At 61.5% G+C, this 19630-nt stretch carries 14 protein-coding genes; 6 read left to right on the top strand and 8 right to left on the bottom strand.

Annotated features, from left to right (window positions below; translation table 11 throughout):
- Positions 1–84 precede the first annotated feature (84 nt).
- Together FYK55_RS03340 and der are read right to left on the bottom strand one after the other, a co-directional pair.
- Positions 85–1467 (bottom strand): hypothetical protein, encoded by a 1383-nt coding sequence (locus tag FYK55_RS03340; RefSeq protein ID WP_150074878.1) that lies wholly within the window; start codon positions 1465–1467, stop codon positions 85–87.
- Positions 1464–2801 (bottom strand): ribosome biogenesis GTPase Der, encoded by a 1338-nt coding sequence (gene der / locus FYK55_RS03345; protein ID WP_150074880.1) that lies wholly within the window; start codon positions 2799–2801, stop codon positions 1464–1466. The genes FYK55_RS03340 and der overlap by 4 nt, the downstream gene beginning before the upstream one ends.
- A gap of 181 nt (positions 2802–2982) precedes the next feature.
- Between der and FYK55_RS03350 the strand changes: the two genes are divergently transcribed.
- Together FYK55_RS03350 and FYK55_RS03355 are read left to right on the top strand one after the other, a co-directional pair.
- Positions 2983–3933 (top strand): uracil-DNA glycosylase, encoded by a 951-nt coding sequence (locus FYK55_RS03350; RefSeq protein WP_150074882.1) that lies wholly within the window; start codon positions 2983–2985, stop codon positions 3931–3933.
- 134 nt (positions 3934–4067) lie between these two features.
- Positions 4068–5756 (top strand): glutamate ligase domain-containing protein, encoded by a 1689-nt coding sequence (locus FYK55_RS03355; RefSeq protein WP_150074884.1) that lies wholly within the window; start codon positions 4068–4070, stop codon positions 5754–5756.
- Positions 5757–5943: 187 nt separating this feature from the next.
- On the opposite strand, the gene ribH is transcribed toward FYK55_RS03355, so the two are convergent.
- From ribH to FYK55_RS03380, 5 genes are all read right to left on the bottom strand, one after another.
- Complete coding sequence (ribH, locus tag FYK55_RS03360; RefSeq protein WP_150074886.1) at positions 5944–6432, bottom strand: 6,7-dimethyl-8-ribityllumazine synthase; 489 nt, start codon at positions 6430–6432, stop codon at positions 5944–5946.
- The gene (gene rho, locus FYK55_RS03365) at positions 6422–7936 is read right to left on the bottom strand and encodes a transcription termination factor Rho (RefSeq protein WP_150074888.1); all 1515 of its coding nucleotides are present in this window, start codon (positions 7934–7936) and stop codon (positions 6422–6424) included. Before rho ends, ribH begins: the two co-directional genes overlap by 11 nt.
- A gap of 301 nt (positions 7937–8237) precedes the next feature.
- A complete protein-coding gene (coaE, locus tag FYK55_RS03370; protein ID WP_150074890.1) occupies positions 8238–8978 on the bottom strand; it encodes a dephospho-CoA kinase in 741 nt (246 codons plus the stop codon).
- A complete protein-coding gene (locus FYK55_RS03375; RefSeq protein WP_150074892.1) occupies positions 8942–9658 on the bottom strand; it encodes a zinc ribbon domain-containing protein in 717 nt (238 codons plus the stop codon). The genes coaE and FYK55_RS03375 overlap by 37 nt, the downstream gene beginning before the upstream one ends.
- A gap of 152 nt (positions 9659–9810) precedes the next feature.
- Positions 9811–11319: a class I adenylate-forming enzyme family protein gene (locus FYK55_RS03380; RefSeq protein WP_150074894.1), complete on the bottom strand. Its 1509-nt coding sequence runs from the start codon at positions 11317–11319 to the stop codon at positions 9811–9813.
- A 337-nt stretch (positions 11320–11656) separates the two neighbouring features.
- Between FYK55_RS03380 and FYK55_RS03385 the strand changes: the two genes are divergently transcribed.
- The 3 genes from FYK55_RS03385 to FYK55_RS03395 all read left to right on the top strand — a co-directional run bounded on the left by FYK55_RS03385 (position 11657) and on the right by FYK55_RS03395 (position 17409).
- Positions 11657–14017, top strand: a complete 2361-nt coding sequence (locus FYK55_RS03385) for a DUF1592 domain-containing protein (protein WP_161604277.1) — start codon at positions 11657–11659, stop codon at positions 14015–14017.
- Positions 14014–15351, top strand: a complete 1338-nt coding sequence (locus tag FYK55_RS03390) for a DUF1552 domain-containing protein (protein WP_150074898.1) — start codon at positions 14014–14016, stop codon at positions 15349–15351. The genes FYK55_RS03385 and FYK55_RS03390 overlap by 4 nt, the downstream gene beginning before the upstream one ends.
- A 369-nt stretch (positions 15352–15720) precedes the next feature.
- Entirely contained in the window at positions 15721–17409 is a 1689-nt protein-coding gene (locus tag FYK55_RS03395) for a BBP7 family outer membrane beta-barrel protein (protein WP_150074900.1), read from the top strand.
- Positions 17410–17480: 71 nt separating this feature from the next.
- Here FYK55_RS03395 and FYK55_RS03400 read toward each other — a convergent pair whose 3' ends face one another.
- The gene (locus FYK55_RS03400) at positions 17481–18422 is read right to left on the bottom strand and encodes a nucleoside hydrolase (protein WP_150074902.1); all 942 of its coding nucleotides are present in this window, start codon (positions 18420–18422) and stop codon (positions 17481–17483) included.
- Positions 18423–18519: 97 nt separating this feature from the next.
- Between FYK55_RS03400 and trpD the strand changes: the two genes are divergently transcribed.
- Positions 18520–19533, top strand: coding sequence for an anthranilate phosphoribosyltransferase (gene trpD, locus FYK55_RS03405; protein WP_150074904.1), 1014 nt, complete (start codon positions 18520–18522; stop codon positions 19531–19533).
- The last annotated feature ends 97 nt before the right edge of the window (positions 19534–19630 follow it).

Genomic DNA, 19630 nt, shown 5'->3' on the forward strand with positions numbered 1-19630 from the left:
CGAGGGCCAACGGCCCGGCCATTTGTTGTTTGATCGCCGCCCTGCCCTTTTCGACGCCCTGCCCTTTTCGACGCCCTGCCCGTCTCAGCGTCCTGCTCGCCAACCCGCGATCGGCCCACAAATCCCGATCACGAAACTTCCCAAAACCGCCGGCAAGAAAATGGCCGCGGCATCGGCGAAACGGCCTAACGGAGGACTGGAAAGAATGATCAACGCGAGCTTGAAACCGGCATACGTCAGCCCCACCAGCGTGAGCGCTGTCCAACCCTCCGGGACGTGCAACGGAGATCGATTGGGATGCATCGTGATTCGCACAACCAACGTCAGGCCCCCCAACAGAATCATTGCCAAAAAGACGGGATGCATGGCGATGTCGGCCACGATTCCCCACACCGCCCGACGCGCCGCAAGCGGCAGCCATCGCAAATACCCGCGCCCATGGCTGGCCAGAATCTGACGGTTCATGGCTCCGATCCGGCGATGAACGCGAACATTGAACGGGTCGCCAGAGCCGCCGGCATCGCGGTCACGTTCCAAATCCTGAGCGATCGGCAGAATCACGAAATAGTTGATCCGATCCCACTGCGCTTCCAGGGTCATCGTCGGCAGGCCGCCGTCGACCGGCAATTCATAACCGTCCTGTTCCAAGCGGTCGGCCACCCGACTGGCAAGCTCGCCGCCGTCTCCCGAAAGTCCGCGAAGGGTCTGCGGAGAAACGGTCTGCACCAGCACCGCGGACAGGTTTTGGTGACCGAACGGAAGCAAACCGAATTCGCCCACGCGGACTTTTCGCAAAGCCATCCAGCTCAGTAAAGCAACCAGGACCACCGCGGCAACCACGCAGCCGTGGTAACGGGGCCGCTGACGCGAGGACGTATCGCCGGCTGGGTCGGGGACAAGGCGGTCGTCATGCACCGCCAGCATCCAGCCGACGACGGCAAACCAGGGAATCAAAAACAAATAGGCCGGTCGGACCGCGATGGTCAACAAACAACACACCCCGGCGGCAATCCAGACGGCTCTGGAGCCCGTCCGCGTTGCGTGCATCAATCCCACCGCGCAGATGACACCCAGGGATGCCGCCGGCGCATCGGTGCTGATCGTGCTCAGATGGTCGGCAGCGGTGCATCCGACCAGCACGCACAACGCTGCCATCCATGCGGCAGGCGCAGCCATCTGTCGCGCCAGCAATTCCTCGATCAACACCCACACCGCCAACACGTGCAGCAACAACTGCAACAGCGGCACGGCGTCCAGCCCGACGGTCAATTCAACCAGTCGCAAAAACAACGGGTAGCCAGGCGACCGGATCGACGACAGAGCCTGGTCGAGTGATTCAAACGGATAGTCGACGTAGCTGGGGGTGTCGTTGACGGTGTGCACCGCCAGACGCCCCGAAACCGCCGCCAGCGTCAACCCGATCAACGCGAGCAGGGCAAATCGCAGCAGGCCGGCGCGGGACATCATCGATTGATCGCGTCCTGATCGTCAGCCCGCGTCCGCTTTTGCAGGTACAGCTTGATCGGCACTTCGCCGAATTTCAGATGATCCCGCAGGACGCTCAACAGGTAACGCCGATAATCCTTGCCGAACGCCTTGGGATCGTTGCACATGATCACGATCGTCGGCGGTTCGGTCGCGACTTGCGTCGCATAGAACAGTTTCGGTCGGCGGTTCTGGTACAGCGGCGGCTGGTGCGCTTCAATCGCCCCGCGCAGAAGCCGGTTCAGCTGGCCGGTCGAAACGCGCTGGCGAGCCTGTTTGAACAACATGCTGGAGTGGTTCAACAGGGCTTTCACGTTCTTGCCGGTTTGACCGGTGATGAACGCAATCGGCGCATACGCCAACGTCGGGAACTGTCCACGCAGGTAGCGGACCCAACGTTCGGTCGGGACGGTGCCGTGCAGTTGGTCCCACTTGTTGATCACAAAAATGCACGGCTTGAAATTATCGATGACGTAGCCGACCAACTGCTTGTCGACCTTGCTGACCGTTTCATTGGCATCGAAAAACATCAGCACCACGTCGGCACGTCGGATACTCCGCTGCGCCCGGTGCATGCCGTAGAACTCCAAATCCGTGCGTTGACTTTTTCGCTTTCGCAAACCAGGCGTATCGATCGCGATAAACGTTTGGCCGTCCACTTCAAAGTGCACGTCGACGCTGTCACGCGTCGTCCCCGGCACTTCGCTGACGATCATCCGATCCGATTCGGCCAAGGTGTTGACGAAGGTACTTTTGCCAACGTTTCGCCGACCGACGATCGTCAACTTCATCGTCGGCGTGTTGACCGATTGGTCGGTGGGAGGCAAGCGATCGCGGATCAATTCCAGCAATTCGTCGCGATTCCGATTCTGAGTCGTGCTGACGGTGATCAACCTTCCGCGGCCCAACTTGTGAAACTCCTCCGCCAGCGTATCCTGGTGGGCCTGGTCGGATTTGTTGGCGACCAGAATCACCGGCCGCTCGACCCCGCGCAATCGTTCGACGACCAGTTCGTCCAGCGGCATCACGCCGGTTTGCACGTCGACCACCAACAGGATGACGTCGGCCGTGTTGATCGCCATATCGATCTGACGCCGAACGTCGTCGGTCAGATCGTCCGGGTCTTCGATTCCCAGGCCCCCCGTGTCGGTCAGCTCAAAAAACACGTCCTCCGATTCGATCAGCGTCGTCATCCGATCCCGCGTCACGCCTTCGTAGTCATCCACGATCGCCAGACGCCGACGTGCCAGCCAATTGAACAGGCTGCTTTTTCCGACATTGGGTCGGCCGACGATCGCAACTTGGGGGACAGGCATGGAATCAACGCGTCAAAGCGACAAAAACGGTAGAAACAGGCGATTGGGCAGTGTAAACGCCACGCTTGGAATCCAGTAGGGCCGGCAATCAATCCCCGAGACGTTTCCCCAGGTGTTTCGACCCGGCACCCAATTCCCCCGACCGTTGGCAGCCGCGTGTCATTGTGTTATCCCATGGATCATGTCGGACACGAAACCATCCCCCGAGTCTCCTGATCCCGCCGCGACGCTGCGTCAGGCCGCCGGGCTGGCGGAACATCTGGGCCGGATCGGCGCTCAGTGGCTGCCCGTCGCCCAACCGGATCAGGTTCAAAAATTGGCGGCGCAATTCGCATCGCCGTCACCGCCAGAAACTCCAGCCGAACCGGTTTCGAAAGCGGCTTCTTCACAAGCCGCAGCCTCGCCGCGACCGGCCGCGTCGTCGCCCGAGCAGCGTCCCGAGCAGCGACCCGAGCAGCGTCCCGAGCAGCGTCCCGAGCAGCGACCCGACGGGAAAGCGTCCGCGCACCGTCTTCCCGAGGATGATTCGTCTGGACGTCAACCCTATCCCGGTGATCCGTTGCCGGAACCGCAGCGTGCTCAACGCCTGTCGGATCTTTCGGAGCGTGTCGCGGCCTGCACTCGCTGCGAACAATTGGTCCAATGTCGCACCAAAACGGTCTTCGGGGAGGGCCACGTCAATCCGCGTGTCGTCTTCTTTGGCGAAGGCCCCGGACGTGAAGAGGACTTGTCCGGGCGACCGTTTGTGGGCCGAGCCGGACAACTGCTGACGAAGATGATCGAGGCCTGCAAGTTCGATCGGCAGGACGTGTACATCATGAACACGGTCAAATGCCGACCGCCCAACAACCGCAACCCCGAGCCGACCGAAATCGAAAACTGTCGCGAGTACTTCGAGGCCCAGTTGGAGTTGTTGCGGCCGGAATACGTTGTCTGTTTGGGGTTGGTCGCCGCCCAGGCCTTGTTGCGCACCAAACTGTCCGTCGGACGGTTGCGAGGAAAGTTCCACCAACACTTTGACAGCAAAGTGCTCGTCACCTACCACCCCGCATACCTGTTACGCACTCCGGCCGCGAAAAAAGCGGCGTGGGACGACTTGCAGCTGATGTTGCGCGATGCGGGACTGATGTGAGCTCGAAAAACTCGTCTTGACCGATTTTGGGATACGAGAACAATTCGAACCCTCACGAGGATTCACGCGGGTGAAAGGATCGCCTGCCGCTCGTGAAGGTTACGATTGATCACGATGTGCACGGAGGCCATCCTATGCGACATGCGCTGGACGCTGCTGCGAACGTTTCTCTTCGCACTCATCTGCCGGACCAAGTCCCGCAAGACCCAACGATTGGCCAACCGCTTTCCCGCGGTCCGCAGCCGATCCCGGTCACTTCAGTTTCGGTCGAGCAAGGCTTCGCATCGGCTTCGGACCATTCGTGCTTGGAAGACGCGTGCTTGGACGACCAGGCCCCGGTCTACCTGAGCAGCGTGCTCGGAAACGCCAAGTTTTTCGGCGGCACCGACCTCGTTTGGACGCAGGCCGCACCCTCGGCGTCAGAGTGCACCACTGGCGATGTGGTCGTCTTTCGGATCGGCACCGATGACCCCAGCGAGACGATCGCCCAAGCGTTGGCACGAGGGGCCAGCGGCATCCTGACCGAACAAATCTTGCCCTGCCCTCTGCCGCAGTGCGTGGTCGGCAGCGCGGATCGAGCGTTGGCGGAAATCGCTTCGCATGTCTGCCTACGTCCGGATCGCAAACTTTTGACTATTGGAGTGGTCGGAAACAGCGGCAAGACATCCACTTGTCTGCTGACGGCCTCCCTTTCCGCCGCAGCCGGGTTCCGCACGGCATACCAGTGCGACCTGGGATCCAGCGACGGCGTCGTGGAGTCGACGGCAGCGGATCGCGTCCCGGCAGGGGCCGATCTGATTTATTGGTTGGAAGAAGCACGCGATTGCATGAGCGAGCTGGCCGTGATTGAAGTCAGCGAACGGGCAGCCCGCGACGGTTGCTACGACGCGATGCAATTCGATGTCCTGATCGTTGCCGGACGCAGCGAGTTGGCCGACGACTTCGGCCCGTCGGGGCTGCAATGCATGCTCGATCGCCTGACACCCAGCGGCGTCGTCATCGCCCCCGAGCAGGATGCCAAAACCCGACGCGCCATCGAACAGACCGAGGCCAAGCACCTGTTCTATGGCACGCAAACCTCCAGCGAATTCGGAGCGGTGGTGTTGGACCAATCCGGCGGAATGTCGACCCTGATGCTTTCGGCCGGTGACACCACCGCCTTGATGGAAACCCCGCTCTGCGGCGAAGCCATGGCAGCCAACATCGGCGCGGCGATGACACTGGGATCCTTGCTGGGCACGTCCCTTCACAAAATTGCCGGCTACCTTTCGAAGCTCCGGTCGATCCCGGGCCGGGGCCAACGGTTGGTTGATTTCGGCCGGTCGACCGTGGTGCTGGAAACCGGTGGTGCGGTGGACCGAGTTCGCCAAGCGTTGCAAACGGCCAAGGCCACCGGCGTGGGAGGCCGAATCTGGTGCGTCCTGGCCGTCGGTCAGACGATGTCAAACGAAACCCTGGCCCAGTATGGTCGCTGCATCGAACGCCACGCACACCAATGCGTGGTCACCTCCCGCCCCGGTGGATCGAATGCCTTTCTGCAGAGCACCCATCAATTGCTGGACGGCGTCAAGCATTGCGCGGCGATCCGCATGGTGGCCGACCCGACCGATGCGATCAGCTGGGTGCTCCGCCAAAGCGGTCCGCGCGACACCGTCGTGATCATCACCAACGCACCGGCGGGATCGCCACAGCAGGGACGTTTGGAACTGCAACAGGTCGAACGGCTGGTTGATTCCGTCCGGGAATCGATGGAAGTCGCCGAGGATGCGGCAGCCGAGGACACTCCCGAAGGCACCAAGGTCACGCTGAAACTGTTCAAGTAGCATTTCAAGACGGCGGCACAACCAACGTAGCCACCGTCGCCAGACGGTGGCTCTTAACCTAGACACCGTTGCCAGATGGTGGCTCTTGAAGTAGACACCGTCGCCAGACGGTGGTGCACGCGAGACGCGATGTGGTGAACACCAAACGGTGGTGCACGCCAGACGCGATGCTTGCCGCGGTGTCCGGCTACGCCAACTTCGCTGCCAACCGCAGCAATTCCACCATGGCTTCGGCGGCCTCGTTTCCCTTGTTACCGACGGTGCCGCCGCTCCGCTGCAACGCCTGTTCGAGCGTGTTGCAGGTCAGCAGTCCAAAACCGATCGGCTTTCGGGTCTTCAAACCCAGCTGCATGATCGCTTCGCTGACGGCGCGGTTGATGTGTTCGTCATGCGTCGTTTCGCCCTTGATCACGCAGCCCAGCGTGACAGCGCCGATTACCGCCGGCTGGTCCAGCAGTTCGGCGGTGACCAGCGGCAACTCCCAGGCGCCGGGGACCCGCACGATCTTCAGATCGCTTGCCGCGAAACCGGCCTCAGTCAGCGTTTCCACGCTGCCCTGCACCAAAGCATCGCAAATGCCGGCGTTGTAGCGGCTGGCCACGATGGCAACCGTCCCGCGTGGCAGTTCGCCCGCGAGCCCGGTGATTTCGTCTCCGGATTTCACCTCAGTCGACATCCTTGATGCTCATCAAAAACTCGGCGTTGTTTTGGGTCTTTTTCAACCGCTTGATCAATTCCTGCATCGCATCGGCGGGTGAAAGCTCCGCCATGGCACGCCGCAGTGCGGAAATCCGCTCGAATTCGTCTTTGTCCAGCAGCATTTCTTCCCGACGCGTTCCGCTCCGACTGATGTCGATCGACGGCCAGACGCGGCGTTCGACCAGGGCGCGGTCCAGCACGATCTCCAAGTTGCCGGTGCCCTTGAACTCTTCAAAGATCACGTCGTCCATCTTGCTGCCGGTGTCCACCAGGGCGGTGGCCAGGATCGTCAACGATCCACCTTCTTCGGTCTTCCGGGCCGAGCCGAAGATGGACTTCGGCTTTTGCATCGCGCCGGCGTCCAATCCGCCGGAAAGCAGCTTACCGGTCGACTCCCCGTCGCTGTTGTGCGCCCGGGCAAGCCGCGTGATCGAATCCAGGAACACGATCACATCGGTTCCAGCTTCGACCATCCGCTTGGCCTTTTCGATCACCATCTGCGCGACTTGGATGTGTCGCTGAGCGGGCTCATCAAACGTGCTGCTGATCACTTCGCAATGGGGACCGCGAACTTCGCGTTCCATGTCCGTGACTTCTTCTGGCCGCTCGTCGATCAGCAAAATGAAGACGTAGGCATCCGGATAATTGGCCAGCACCGCCCGAGCCATGTTCTGCATCAACACCGTCTTTCCGGCGCGCGGCGGGCTGACGATCAAGCCCCGCTGGCCGAAACCGATCGGGGTCAACATGTCGACGACGCGCGTGGACAACTCATCGCTGCGGTGCTCCAGCATGATGCGTTTGTCCGGGTGCAACGGCGTCAATTCGTCAAACGGGATCGCCGTGGAACGCTGGGACGGATCGGTCCGGTTGATCGCTTCGATCCGCAACAGCGCGAAGTATCTCTCGTTCTCCTTGGGCGGTCGAATCTGGCCGGCGACATGGCTGCCGGTCTGCAACCCGAATCGACGAATCTGGCTGGGAGAGACGTAGATGTCGTCCGGACAGGAAACGTAATGGTGCTTGCTGCTGCGCAAAAAACCAAAACCGTCGGGCAAGATCTCCAGCGTCCCCTCGCCGTACATCAACCCGCCCAGCTTCATGCGGTTTTTCAGCACCGCAAAGATCAGCTCCTGCTTGGGAAGCTCTTCGGCGTGGGTGATGCCTTCGGAGACGGCCAGTTCCGCCAATGCCGCTTCGTCCATCTGTTGCAGCTGGGCCAGATTCAGCGTCTGGCCGTCCTGGCCGGTGGGGATGCCGACGCGTTGGCCGACCTTGGTGGCTTCGCTAACGATCTCTTCGGGAAGCGACAGCGGGTCCCGCTCGGCATCAAGCTCGCGGATTCGACGGTCGATCTGACTGTCGGGATGTCGTGGTTGTCGCGATCGGCGGTGATTGGAGGAGTCACGGGAACCGCCATGACGTCTTTGCCCACGACTCTCGCCGCGGTTGTCATTGCCCGTAGGCCGGTTGGATTGCATGGTCGTGGTGCCGCGGAGGGCACATCGAAAGATAAGGAGCGTTGACGGTGAAGTCGACGGAAAGGTGGGATGCGAAAGAGGCGGGAGGAGAGAAGGAAAAAGGAGGTGCGTGTCCTTTTGCACGACCCCGGACCGCTCGCACGGTGATCGGAGGCGGGACTTCCTGCCCGACATTGTTCGCGGCAAAACGTTCGCGGCAAAACTGCTCTCCGGACCCCACTGTAATCAAAGCGTTCCGGTCCAAAAACCGATTCGCTTGGCGGACGTCCCGAATCGCTTGGGCTCCCCGTGGGAAACAAACTCAATCGGGATAGTCGGATTTACAGTGTCGATCACTCGCCGGATCACTGGAATGAGCGCCGGTCGGTCGACCACTTGTGCCGCGTAACTCCTTCGACTCTATCGGATTGATTCTACCGAGCAAATCCCATTCGCGTTCAACAATTTCGGCCAAAGCCTTTAAGGTCGAATCATTTCGCATAACAAGATTGCTGAGTCGCGATTTCGTCTCTATCGCCAATTGATTGGATTCGCGGCGGTCCAATTCCAAACTGTCCCAGCCACGGTCCCGTGCTCGCGTCAGGCGGTTTTCTCGCGTGGCGTCGACACACCAGATGGCGTCACAGGCCAGATCCCACCCCGATTCGAACAACAGCGGCACATCCAGCAGGGCGGCTCGTTTGCGACAATCAGCCGCTGATTCGATCCGCCGCATGATCTCCAGACGGGTCCGCGGGTGCACGAGCGATTCCAGAAAACGTCGCGCCGCGTGCTGCTCGGGTTGATCCCCGAACACAAGATTCGCGATCGCCTTGCGGTTGACCGTTTGATCCTCCGACAGGACCTGTGGGCCGAACCGCTCGCGTAGTTGTTGCACCACTTCGGGACGGCCCAGACACTCGCGGGCAATCAGGTCGGCGTTGATCCATTCGGCGCCCCATTGCTGCAACAGCGAAGCCACCGTCGACTTGCCGCCGGCCGGCGTTCCGACGATCCCCAGCACGATCACTTGACGTACAGCCAGGCCGCGCAGGCCGGGCATTCGACCAGGAATTGCAGCCGCAACCGGTCAAGCATCTGCGTGGTCAACGTTTGATTGCATCCGCCGCAGGAGCCCTCTTCGACCGGCGCCAGAAATTCGTCGCCTCGGGATTCGTACAGTCGCCGGTACTCGCTGCGGGCGGTCGCAGGAATCTCCTTTTCGGCCTTCTCCAATTCCGCGTGAATGTACTCCAAATCGCCTCGAACCACTTCGGTCCGGTTCTCAATCTCTTTAACCCGCTTCTGGTGCTCTTCGGTCTTTTGTTTCAACGTCGCTTCGGCCTGCTTGACGGTGGCGTTCAGTTCGTCAATGCGCTCCAAAGCCTCCAGGATTTCATCGCTCTGCACACTGTTGGCTTGCTGATCGGCGGCAATCTGTTCCTTCAGCAAGTTGTACTCCTTGTTGCTCGCCGCGGTGTTCAGCTTGGCTTTCAGGTCTTCGATGCGATCCTCGCGGCTTTTCAACTGCAACTGCTTCTCGTCGCATGCGACCGTGGCGGACTTGACGTCGTCTCGCGCTTTCTGCAAAGCCGCCGTCGCCTCGGCCACCAGATTCTCCCCCGCCCGGATCTGACGCGGCGCTCGTTCCAACTGACCTTCCAGATCGGCAACTTGCGAATGCAACGAATGCAACCGCCGCAACAGGTCACTGGGGAATTGCGTCTTCTGGTCAAGGGCCATGAAACTGGGGTCCGTTGGGGTGAGCAAACGTTGGATTTCCGTCCGAATCCAACCGCGTCTGTCAATCATACCGGTTGGGGACCGACCTGCGGAACCGGACGCAGCTGCGAGCTTCCTCTCCGGCGACGACTCCTTGACCGCCTTTACCCGGATCACTCAATCGGCAAATCCCTCACGTACGCCATCAACGCCGCACGACGGACCGCTCCCTTCCGATTGACCATCTCCGGTCGCTGCGTCGCCGGCAGCTGAAACCATCCGACCCGCTTTGGACGTTCCCAGGCGGCCAGAGTTTCAGCCACCGTGTCAAGCGACGCCTCCAATCCGGCGGCCGGTTCGGCATCTGGATCGCGTTCGATCCACAGATCAATCCCACGACCATTCGCGCTGCCAACCACCAACGCCGTTGCGACGCCCGGTAGCGATTGAAATCGTTGTTCGATGGCCGACGGATCGACGTTGAATCCGTTGCTCAGATTGATCCGATCGTCGGCGCGTCCAAGGATTTGCAGCTGGCCGGTCTGCTCGCACTGACGCACCAGATCCCCCGTGTCCAGCCAACCGTCCGGATCGATTCGCTGCCGCGTCGACGCTGGATCTTCCAGATAGCGGTTCATCGTGCACGCGCCACGCACAAACAGGCGATCACCACGGAGTTCGCTTTCCCAACCTGTGACGACCTGTCCGACGCGCTCGGGGACAGAATCCGAAGGCGTTTGACTGCTGATCACCGGACCGCATTCCGTCAGCCCATATCCTTGGATGACCGTCACGCCCCGTTGCTTCCAAGCCTGGAAAGCGTCCGGCGGCAAAGCCGCGCCGCCACACCCGAGCAGCCGCAACCGATTCAGCCCGAGCTCGGAGTCCAACATCCGCTCGGCCAAGCTTGGCACGGTGTTGCACAAAGTCGGTTCGATCAATCCTGCCGACCGACACCAGCCATCAAATCCCCGCGTCACCGCCAGTTGACATCCCGACAGCAGCCACGTTCCCAAATCGCAGGTGCGAGCGTAAGCATGCGCGAACGATAGCACCGTCAGCCGGGTGTCCGAAACCGCCTGCGGAACCGCTTGCAACTTGGCTGCCGCATTGAGCGCCAATGCCCCGACAGACAACACCACGCCCTTCGGTCGGCCGGATGTCCCGCTGGTCCACAGTACCAGGGCATCGTCCGTCGGCGACGCGAATGAATCTGGCCTCGGCACCGTCGCTCCCGCCGCCGCCCGGGCAGCGGCCCGGTCGATCATCGCCACCCGCTCACCACCGTCCAGCGAAACCGCTTCCAGCTGGCTTCGACACGCCGCGATGTACGCTGCCCCGCCCGACAGGTCGATCGGGCACTCGACGATCCCCGCCGCTTGACAGGCCAACGCAATCAAAACATCCCGAAACGTCTGATCGGTCGTGTGCACCAACCAACCGCACGTGTCTCCATCGGACGGCCGACGCGACGACGATGCCAGCCTGTCCCGCAAGTCCAACGCCAGCTGCGCTACCCAGCGGTCCAGAATCGACCACGACACCACACACCCCCCCGATTCAACATCTGACAGCGTCGATGGTGGGCGGTCCCCGCCTGGGATCCAGAGCGCGGCACGATGGCCACGCCGCTGGGCATTTCGCCGCAACGCCGCGTCAAGAGAAAACGTCGGCGAATTCATGGTGCCATTCGTTTGGTGGTTCAATTGATCATGCCATCTTGGCCCCGTCTGATCGACTCGTCATCTCCCGTCAGGCATGGGGTGCCGGCAGATCGGCTGCGACGGAGCTCTGGAAACATCCCCCCGCTGTTTCGGATATGCTGGAAAGCACTCTCGTTCCTTCCCGCCGATCGCTGCGTTTTAACAAAGCGTCCCTGCCATGCCGATCCATCGCCGGCCAAATTCCTGTCCAACCGTCATTGTGAACCCCTTGTCGTCGGCACTAGGTCCAGTCGTCGATCCACCCCGCAACGGTCGATCCGGTTGCTGGGTGTTGATCATCGGATTGCTCGTCGGCATGCTCATCGCCACCCCGGGGTCCGCGGACGATTCCGCCCACGCCACGGCTGTCCAGTTCATCCAGAATCACTGCCTGGATTGTCACACCGGTCCAGATTCCGAACGCGGTTTTGATTTGAGCGGATTTGCCGAAGTGGTGCCGGCCAATCCGCAGCACCGGGCGGACACTGCCATCTGGGAAAAGGCCTACCGTCGGATCCAAACCCGTCAGATGCCGCCGCCGGACTACGAGGTCCCCGAGCAGACCGAATGGCGGCAGGCTGTGCGGGCCATTGACCGGCACCTTGCCGACCACGCCACCGAGTACCCGTTCGCCGGCCACACCGACTCGCTGCGACGGATGACGCGGGCAGAGTACGGAAATGCGATCGAAGATTTGCTGGCGGTGCAAGTCGACGTCCAGTCGCTGCTGCCGCCGGATTCTTCCAGCGACGGGTTCGACAACATCACCGTCGGTGATCTCTCACCGCTGTTGCTGGACCGCTACCTGACGGCCGCTCGTGAGATCAGCCGCGCCGCGATCGGCCGCTCGATCGACCAACCCAACGGAATCACGATCCGCGTTCCGGCCGATCAGACCCAAGAGAATCATGTCGACGGTTTGCCGCTGGGGACACGCGGCGGCACACTGATCCGTCATTTCTTTCCTCGTGGCGGACTTTACGAAATCCAAGTCCGATTGACCCGAGACCGCGATGAAAAGATCGAAGGTCTGACGGAACCGCATGAATTGGACGTGTTGCTCGACCGTTCACGCAAGCACCGATTCCAAGTCAAACCGCCGCGGGGTGCCCAAGGTCACGCAACACTTGATGCGAACTTGAATACCCGCATCGAACTACCGGCCGGCACGCATGCCATTGGCGTCACCTTTGTCCAGAAATCCAATTCGCTGCTGGAGATAAAACGGGCACCCTTCGAAGCCAGCTACAACCAGCACCGACATCCACGGCAAACACCGGCCATCCATGAGGTGTCGATCGTCGGGCCGTTTGACCCGATGCAACACGGCGACGGATTTGACGCCTCGCCCAGCCGCCGCAAAGTGTTGATCGCTCGCCCGTCAGCGTCTCTGTCGCCACAGCATGCAGCGAAGCAGATCTTTCGACCGCTGCTTCGCCAGGCTTACCGGCGTCCGATCGAACGCGACGATCTGAACGTCCCGATGGAGTTTTTCGATCAATCGTTCTCCGAATCGGCCACCGCGGCAACCGATCCGCAATCGTTGCAAAGCCGCTTCGAAATCGCCATCGAAAGCGGACTGACCGCGATCCTCGTCAATCCGAACTTCCTGTTTCGATCGTTTCGGCAACCGCCGGGGATTGCTCCCGGCACCGTCTACTCGCTGCAGCCGACGGAATTGGCAAGTCGCCTGTCTTCGTTTTTGTGGAGCAGTCTGCCCGACGAAGAACTGCTGGCATTGGCCGAATCCGGTGCGTTGGTCAAACCGGACGTCCTGGAAGCTCAAACCAAACGCATGCTGGAAGATCCGCGAAGCAACGCGTTGGTCGACAATTTCGCCGACCAATGGCTGTATCTGCGCAACCTGGCCACGGTCACACCCGACCTCCGCCAATTCCCCAGTTTTGACAACAATCTTCGCGAAGCATTCGCGGAGGAAACTCGGCGGCTGTTTGGGGATCTGATTCGTCGTGACGCCAGCGTGCTGGAGCTGATCGAAAGCGACCACACCTTTCTGAACGAGCGTTTGGCAATTCACTACGGAGTGCCGAAGATCATCGGTAGCCATTTCCGCAAGGTTGCCTTGGACGCGGAATCGCATCGCGGCGGGTTGCTTCGTCAGGGGAGCTTGTTGACGACGACGTCGTACGCCACGCGAACCTCACCCACCATCCGAGGTGCGTGGGTCTTGGACCACATCATCGGCACCCCGCCGCCTCCGCCTCCGCCCAACGTGCCCACGCTAAAGGAGAAATCCGACGGCCAAGCGACCACGTTCCGGCAGGCATTGGCTTTGCACCGCGCCGATGCCGCTTGTGCCAGCTGTCACGATTTGATCGATCCGGTCGGGTTTGCGCTCGATCGCTACGATGCCGTCGGTCGCTGGCGATCGCATTTGGAGGGGGATCCCGTCGACGCGAGCGGTCGATTGCCGGATGGACAAGAAGTGATTGGCGTCGAGCAACTCGAAAGGGGTATACTGGAAAGACCCGAAGTGTTTGTCACGGCGATGGTCGAAAAGCTGATGACCTACGCTCTGGGCCGGACGCTGGAACCGGCCGACGGACCGGAAGTCCGCAAGGTGGTGCAGCGGGCTGCCCACCGCGACTATCGCTTTTCTGAATTGATGACCGGGATCACACTCAGCACGCCCTTCCGAATGCGGACCAGTCAATGATTTTCAAAACGAAACCGCTTTCTCGCCGGACGTTGCTTCGCGGCACCGGCGCCGCGATCTCTTTGCCGCTGCTGGACGCAATGACTTCCTCGGCCAGCGCGGCGGCCCCGACGTCCCCCGTGCGGCGGATCGGCTACGTCTACATTCCCATGGGGTTCAACCCCAGCGAATGGACGCCCACCGACGACGGCCCGTTGGCCAGCTTGCCCTCCAGCCTCAGCCCGCTGGCTCCGGTCAAAGATCATCTGACGGTGATGACCGGAATGGATCTGCAAAATGCCTATCCCGGATCCCATGCCACCAGCAACTCCGCCTTCTTGAGTGCCGCCCGCGCAAAGCTGACCGAAAGCACCGACTACTACCTGGGCACCACCGTCGACCAAATCGCCGCGCAGCGGATCGGCCAACAGTCGCCACTGGCGTCCTTGGAATTGGCAATGGATTCGGCAAACACGGTCGGCCAATGCGACAACGGGTACGCCTGCGTCTATCAAAACAACTTGTCTTGGTCGTCGCCGACCACGCCGCTGCCGTCGGAATCACACCCCCGACTGGTCTTTGAAATGCTGTTCGGCGACGGCGGATCGCCCGCCGAGCGTCGGGCTGCGTTGAAACAACGTGCCAGCCTGCTGGACTCGGTCACCGAAGAAATGAAGCGGCTGCAAGGCCGCCTGGGCTCCGGCGACCGAAACAAGGTCGACGACTATCTATCCAGCATCCGCGAAGTTGAACGACGAATCCAAACGTCCGAAGCGAATGCCAAGGACAATCCCCTTCCGGACCTGGATCGGCCGATCGGCGTTCCGGCCGCTTACGCCGATCACGCCCGCCTGATGTTCCAATTGCAGGCGTTGGCGTTCCGCGGCGACATCACGCGGGTGATCACGTTCCAACTGGCACGCGAAGCGAGCAACCGGACCTACCCGGAGATCGGCGTCCCCGATCCACACCACCCGACCACGCACCACGGGAACAATCCGGAAAAGCTTGCCAAGGTCGCCAAGATCAATCGTTTTCACGTGTCGTTGTTTGCGGAATTCTTGCAAAGCCTGGCGGCGATCCCCGAAGGCGAAGGTTCGATGCTTGACAATTCGCTGTTCCTGTACGGCAGCGGCATGGGAGATCCCGACGCGCACGACCACAGCAATTTGCCGATCCTGCTGGCCGGGGGCGGCGCCGCAAAGATCCGTGGCGGTCGACACGTCCGCTACGACAATCCGATGCCACTTTCCAACCTGCACCTGACACTGCTCAATCAAGTCGGGGTGCCGCTGGAAACCTTTGCCGACAGCACCGGCCGCATCGACGGCCTGTTCGACCCGGTGACGCTGTGATGCTGTGATCTAGATTGGCCCGTCGGCTTTGGTTTTCATGCACGGCGATCACCGCCAGGTCGCACCGACCGATGGCATTCTGGCGGATCGGACACAACATCCGGTTCCGCCTGGTGAGACTGGCGAAAGTGTTCCAATTCTGCGGATCCCGGTATTCAGGCGGCTCTGGCACGGTCGACCGGGTTAGCCGAGGCCGGGTGTCGCCGTCATCACCAATTTTTTCGCCGCAACCGTTTCTGCGTGCACATCAGGACGATCAGACAGGTGGGGACGGTGCCGCCAGTTGGATGTCTGCTGCGGCGCTACTTGCACCGCCCGATCGCCGTCGGGCGTGAACGCAACCGCGAGGGAATCGGAAGGAGCCAGGTCGTGAACGTCAATCGCTTGCCGCAGGCCACGATTCTGCTGGTGACTCTCTTCGGTGCGGCGCCCGAACACTGCCACGGGACGGAATCCGCTGTTGCTGCCGTCACAGCACGGTCGGACAGCGACCGTTGGAATCGATTTCGTCCACCCTCCTGGCCAATCTCCGAGTCGTCATCCGCGACCGAGACACATCACCAGAGAGCGCTCGGACCGGCGATCTTCCAGGCGACGGCTCGCAAGACCAATCAACCGGATCTTCCCACGGACACGGAACTGTTGCCGGCCCCGACACCGACGGCCGAACCGGTTCCGACGACTGCCGACGATCGATCCAGTGACGTTGTGGGAGGCCGTGGCAGGCCGGGCGACTTTTTGCTGGACGACGATTCATTGATTCCAAACGAATCCCTGCAGCCCGATCCTGCGGGCCGCCCGACCCTGGGTCCGCCGTTGGTCACGCAGCCATCGATGGAGCAACCGTTCGATGCTCCGCCCGCCGGACTCCACGATCCGGCGGCGACGATGGTCGCTCCATCCCTGGCCGGACCACCCGCGGTTTCCAGCGACGGTGTGCCGATGGCATGTCCGACGGAAACCTGCGCGTGCGCCCCCGCGCCGATCGGTCCTGGACCGATTTGCCCCTGGTTCGGCGGCGCGGACCTGTTGTTCTGGACGCTCGCGGACACGGGCGATCAGGTGTTGGTCGTCAATGATGCGTACGACACGTTGGCGGACACCACCGACTTGGATCCGTCCACCACGCTGGGTTTTGATGTCCACCTGGGACGCTACTTGTGCTGCGGCCGTTACGCATTGGACGTGGGGTTTCTGTATTGGAACCCGGATCAGGAACAGTTCGTGATCCCGGGAGCCGGCGGCCTGCGCGCCTCCCTTCCAACGCTTCGCGATGTCTCGATCAACCGGACCGGCGCGGCCACCACGGTGTTTGACGATTTCGACAACAACGCCGCCCGCATTCGCCCGACACGCGACATTCGTGTGTTGGGATTGGAAGCCAACCTGACCTGTTTCGGAATCCTGGGCGCACGGCGACTGGGCGAATGTGGACCTTGCTTGCTGGGATTGCGAAACGGCTACTTTGGGGGTCTGGCCGGACCTCTGGCCCGTGCCGCCGGCGGATGCTACCGCGTGCAAACCCTTCACGGATTCCGCTGGTTTCAATTCGAAGACGAGTTCCAATTGGCTGGAAACGTCGATGGCGTCGCGGGATATGCGGCCGACGACTTGTATTACGACGTCCAGACCGAGAACAACCTGTTTGGATACCAATTCGGCGCCCGCTGGGCCTACTGTCTTGGCTGTCGCACGTTGGTGACCGTCGGCGGGAAAATGGGCATCTACGCCAACGACGTTCAATACCGCCAGCGGTTGGGCACGCAATCGATCCTTGCCTACACCAACTGGGAAGGCGCCGGAGCCGGCAACGTCTTGACGGAGGACTCTGACGTTACGTTGGCCGGCTTGGGCGAACTGGATCTCGGCTTGGGATACCGCCTCAGCAATCGCTGGATGGTCCGCGGCGGCTACCGGATGCTCGCGGCCACTGGCGTCGCGACTTCGGTGGGGCAACTGACGACCGAATTCACGTCGGCAGCTTCCAGCGGAAACGTGCGCGCCGATGACGCCTTGATCCTGCACGGAGCCTATGTCGGCTTGCACTTCAACTGGTAAAGGCGTCAGGCACGACACGATGATCCGATGCGACGGTGCATCACCACGCTCTTTCGCCCCCCAGCAACCACTCAGGAATGCTGACCGGCAAACCGCAGGCTGCGGAGGACGGAGCGTTTGACAACCTCCACATCGGCCGCGACGGCGACTTCCATGTTGACGTTCCATTCCGGACGCAATCGCCGGTCGAAAACGCACATTCCACGGGTCAGGGTTCCATCGGTTTCGACTCGACCCGCCATCTCCGACCACTCGAAAAGCTCCGGTTCCACGACCGCAGCAATCGTGGTCGCGTCCTGCAGCGGCAACAACTCACGTCCCAACCGCTGATGCGCGACGCGGAACGCGTACGGAAGGATCTGTCGCAACAGCGTCCCGGCGGCCGTCGATTCGGGCGGGAGCTGGTCCAACAATTCCAGGCCGAACGCAATTTTAGACGTCACATCCAGGGGCAGCAGACTCTTGGTCGTCGGCGAGGCGAACACGTCGCTGGCCGCCACCGGATCGAAATGCAAATTGAACTCCGCGACCGGGGTCGCATTTCCTGCCGCGCGGTAGGCACCCCCGCTGATCACGACCTTGTCGATCAGCGTGATCACGGCCGGATCCCGTTGGTACAGCCGCGCCAAGTTCGTCAGCGGTCCCAGACAAACCAGCGTGATTTCACCCGGGTACTGCCGCAACAACTCCGCGATCACCTTCTCGCTGTTGGGCGTGTGCTGACGCTCGGTCACCCCCGCCGAAAAGTCCCCCAGTCCGTGTGCCCCGTTCAAGAATTTGTCATTGGTCACCGACGCGTCATCGGGCGGTGACGCTTTGCCGATTCGCGGATACAACGGCGGGTCCAGCGTCGAAATGATCGCGCCGACATTGGACGTTGCCAGATCCGCCTTGACCGTTCCCGCCGTCGCCGTGACGGCCAACACATTGATCCGCGGGTCAAACAACGCGGCGGTCAGTGCCACGGCATCGTCAATTCCCGGATCACAGTCGATGATGATTTTTCGTTCCATCCACCAAGTGTAAATCGACTTGGGACACGAAACGAGCCCGATCCGCTAAAGTGCCGCTGGCGCACCTTAAAGTCACCCTAATCGGTCTGATCAATCCATGATTCAATTCCCCGATGCGATCGCGACTGCGAACTCCGGACAGGACCTGTCCGCCGAGCAGACCGCGGCGCTGATTGACCAAATGCTTTCCGGCGACGCGGACGAAGATCAGGTCGGCGATCTGCTGCTGGCCCTGCGTCAAAAAGGCGAAGCGGTGACCGAAATCGTCGGTGCGGCTCGCGCCATGCGGGCACACATGACCCGCATTCCGCACGGACACCGTTTGCTACTGGATACTTGTGGCACCGGCGGCAGCCAAAGCCACACGTTCAACATCAGCACCGCCGTCGCGATCGTCACCGCGGCCTGCGGCATCCCGGTCGCCAAACATGGCAACCGCAAAGCGACCAGCGTCACCGGATCCGCCGACGTGTTGGAAGAACTGGGCGTCGGCATCGAATCCGACCCGGACGCCGTCGCTCGCCGCCTGGATGAGATCGGCATCTGTTTCTGTTTCGCGGTCAAGCTGCACCCCGCGATGCGTCACGTCGTCGGAATTCGAAGAAAACTGGGCGTCAAAACCCTGTTCAACCTGCTGGGCCCCCTGTGCAACCCGGCCGGAGCCACCCACCAATTGCTGGGAACCAGCCAACCGGAAGCGTTCGAGAAAATTGCCCAGGCGATTTCCGAATTGGGCACCACCCGATCGTTCGTTCTGCACGCCGCCGACGGCCAAGACGAAGTGTCGTTGGACGGGTACACCGATGTGATCGAAGTCTGCGGGGACGCCGAACCCCGCCGGCACCGCTGGACACCGGCCGATTTCGGGCTGTTGCCGGCCGGCGTCGAAGCCCTCGCGGCGAGCGGCCCCGCCGAAAGTGCCGCGATCATCCGGCGAATTTTTGACGGAGAGCCGGGGCCCTGCCGCGACACCGTGGTCGCGGGTGTCGCGGCTTCGCTGGTGCTCACCGAAACGGCACCAAATCTCTCCGAAGCCGTGAAGCAGGCGTGCGAATCGATCGACTCCGGGGCCGCAAAAGACAAACTGTCGCAGCTGGCGACTCCCGGCTGATCCGGCCCGTCGGCGACCCGCAACGCGGCAGCCGGAGGGGTGCTGCTGGACATCAACCGGCCGCCGCCAAGCCGACCGATCCCCGGTATTTGGTGCC

This window comes from Roseiconus nitratireducens (genome assembly GCF_008629675.1).
In the GTDB taxonomy this organism is placed as follows: domain Bacteria; phylum Planctomycetota; class Planctomycetia; order Pirellulales; family Pirellulaceae; genus Stieleria; species Stieleria nitratireducens.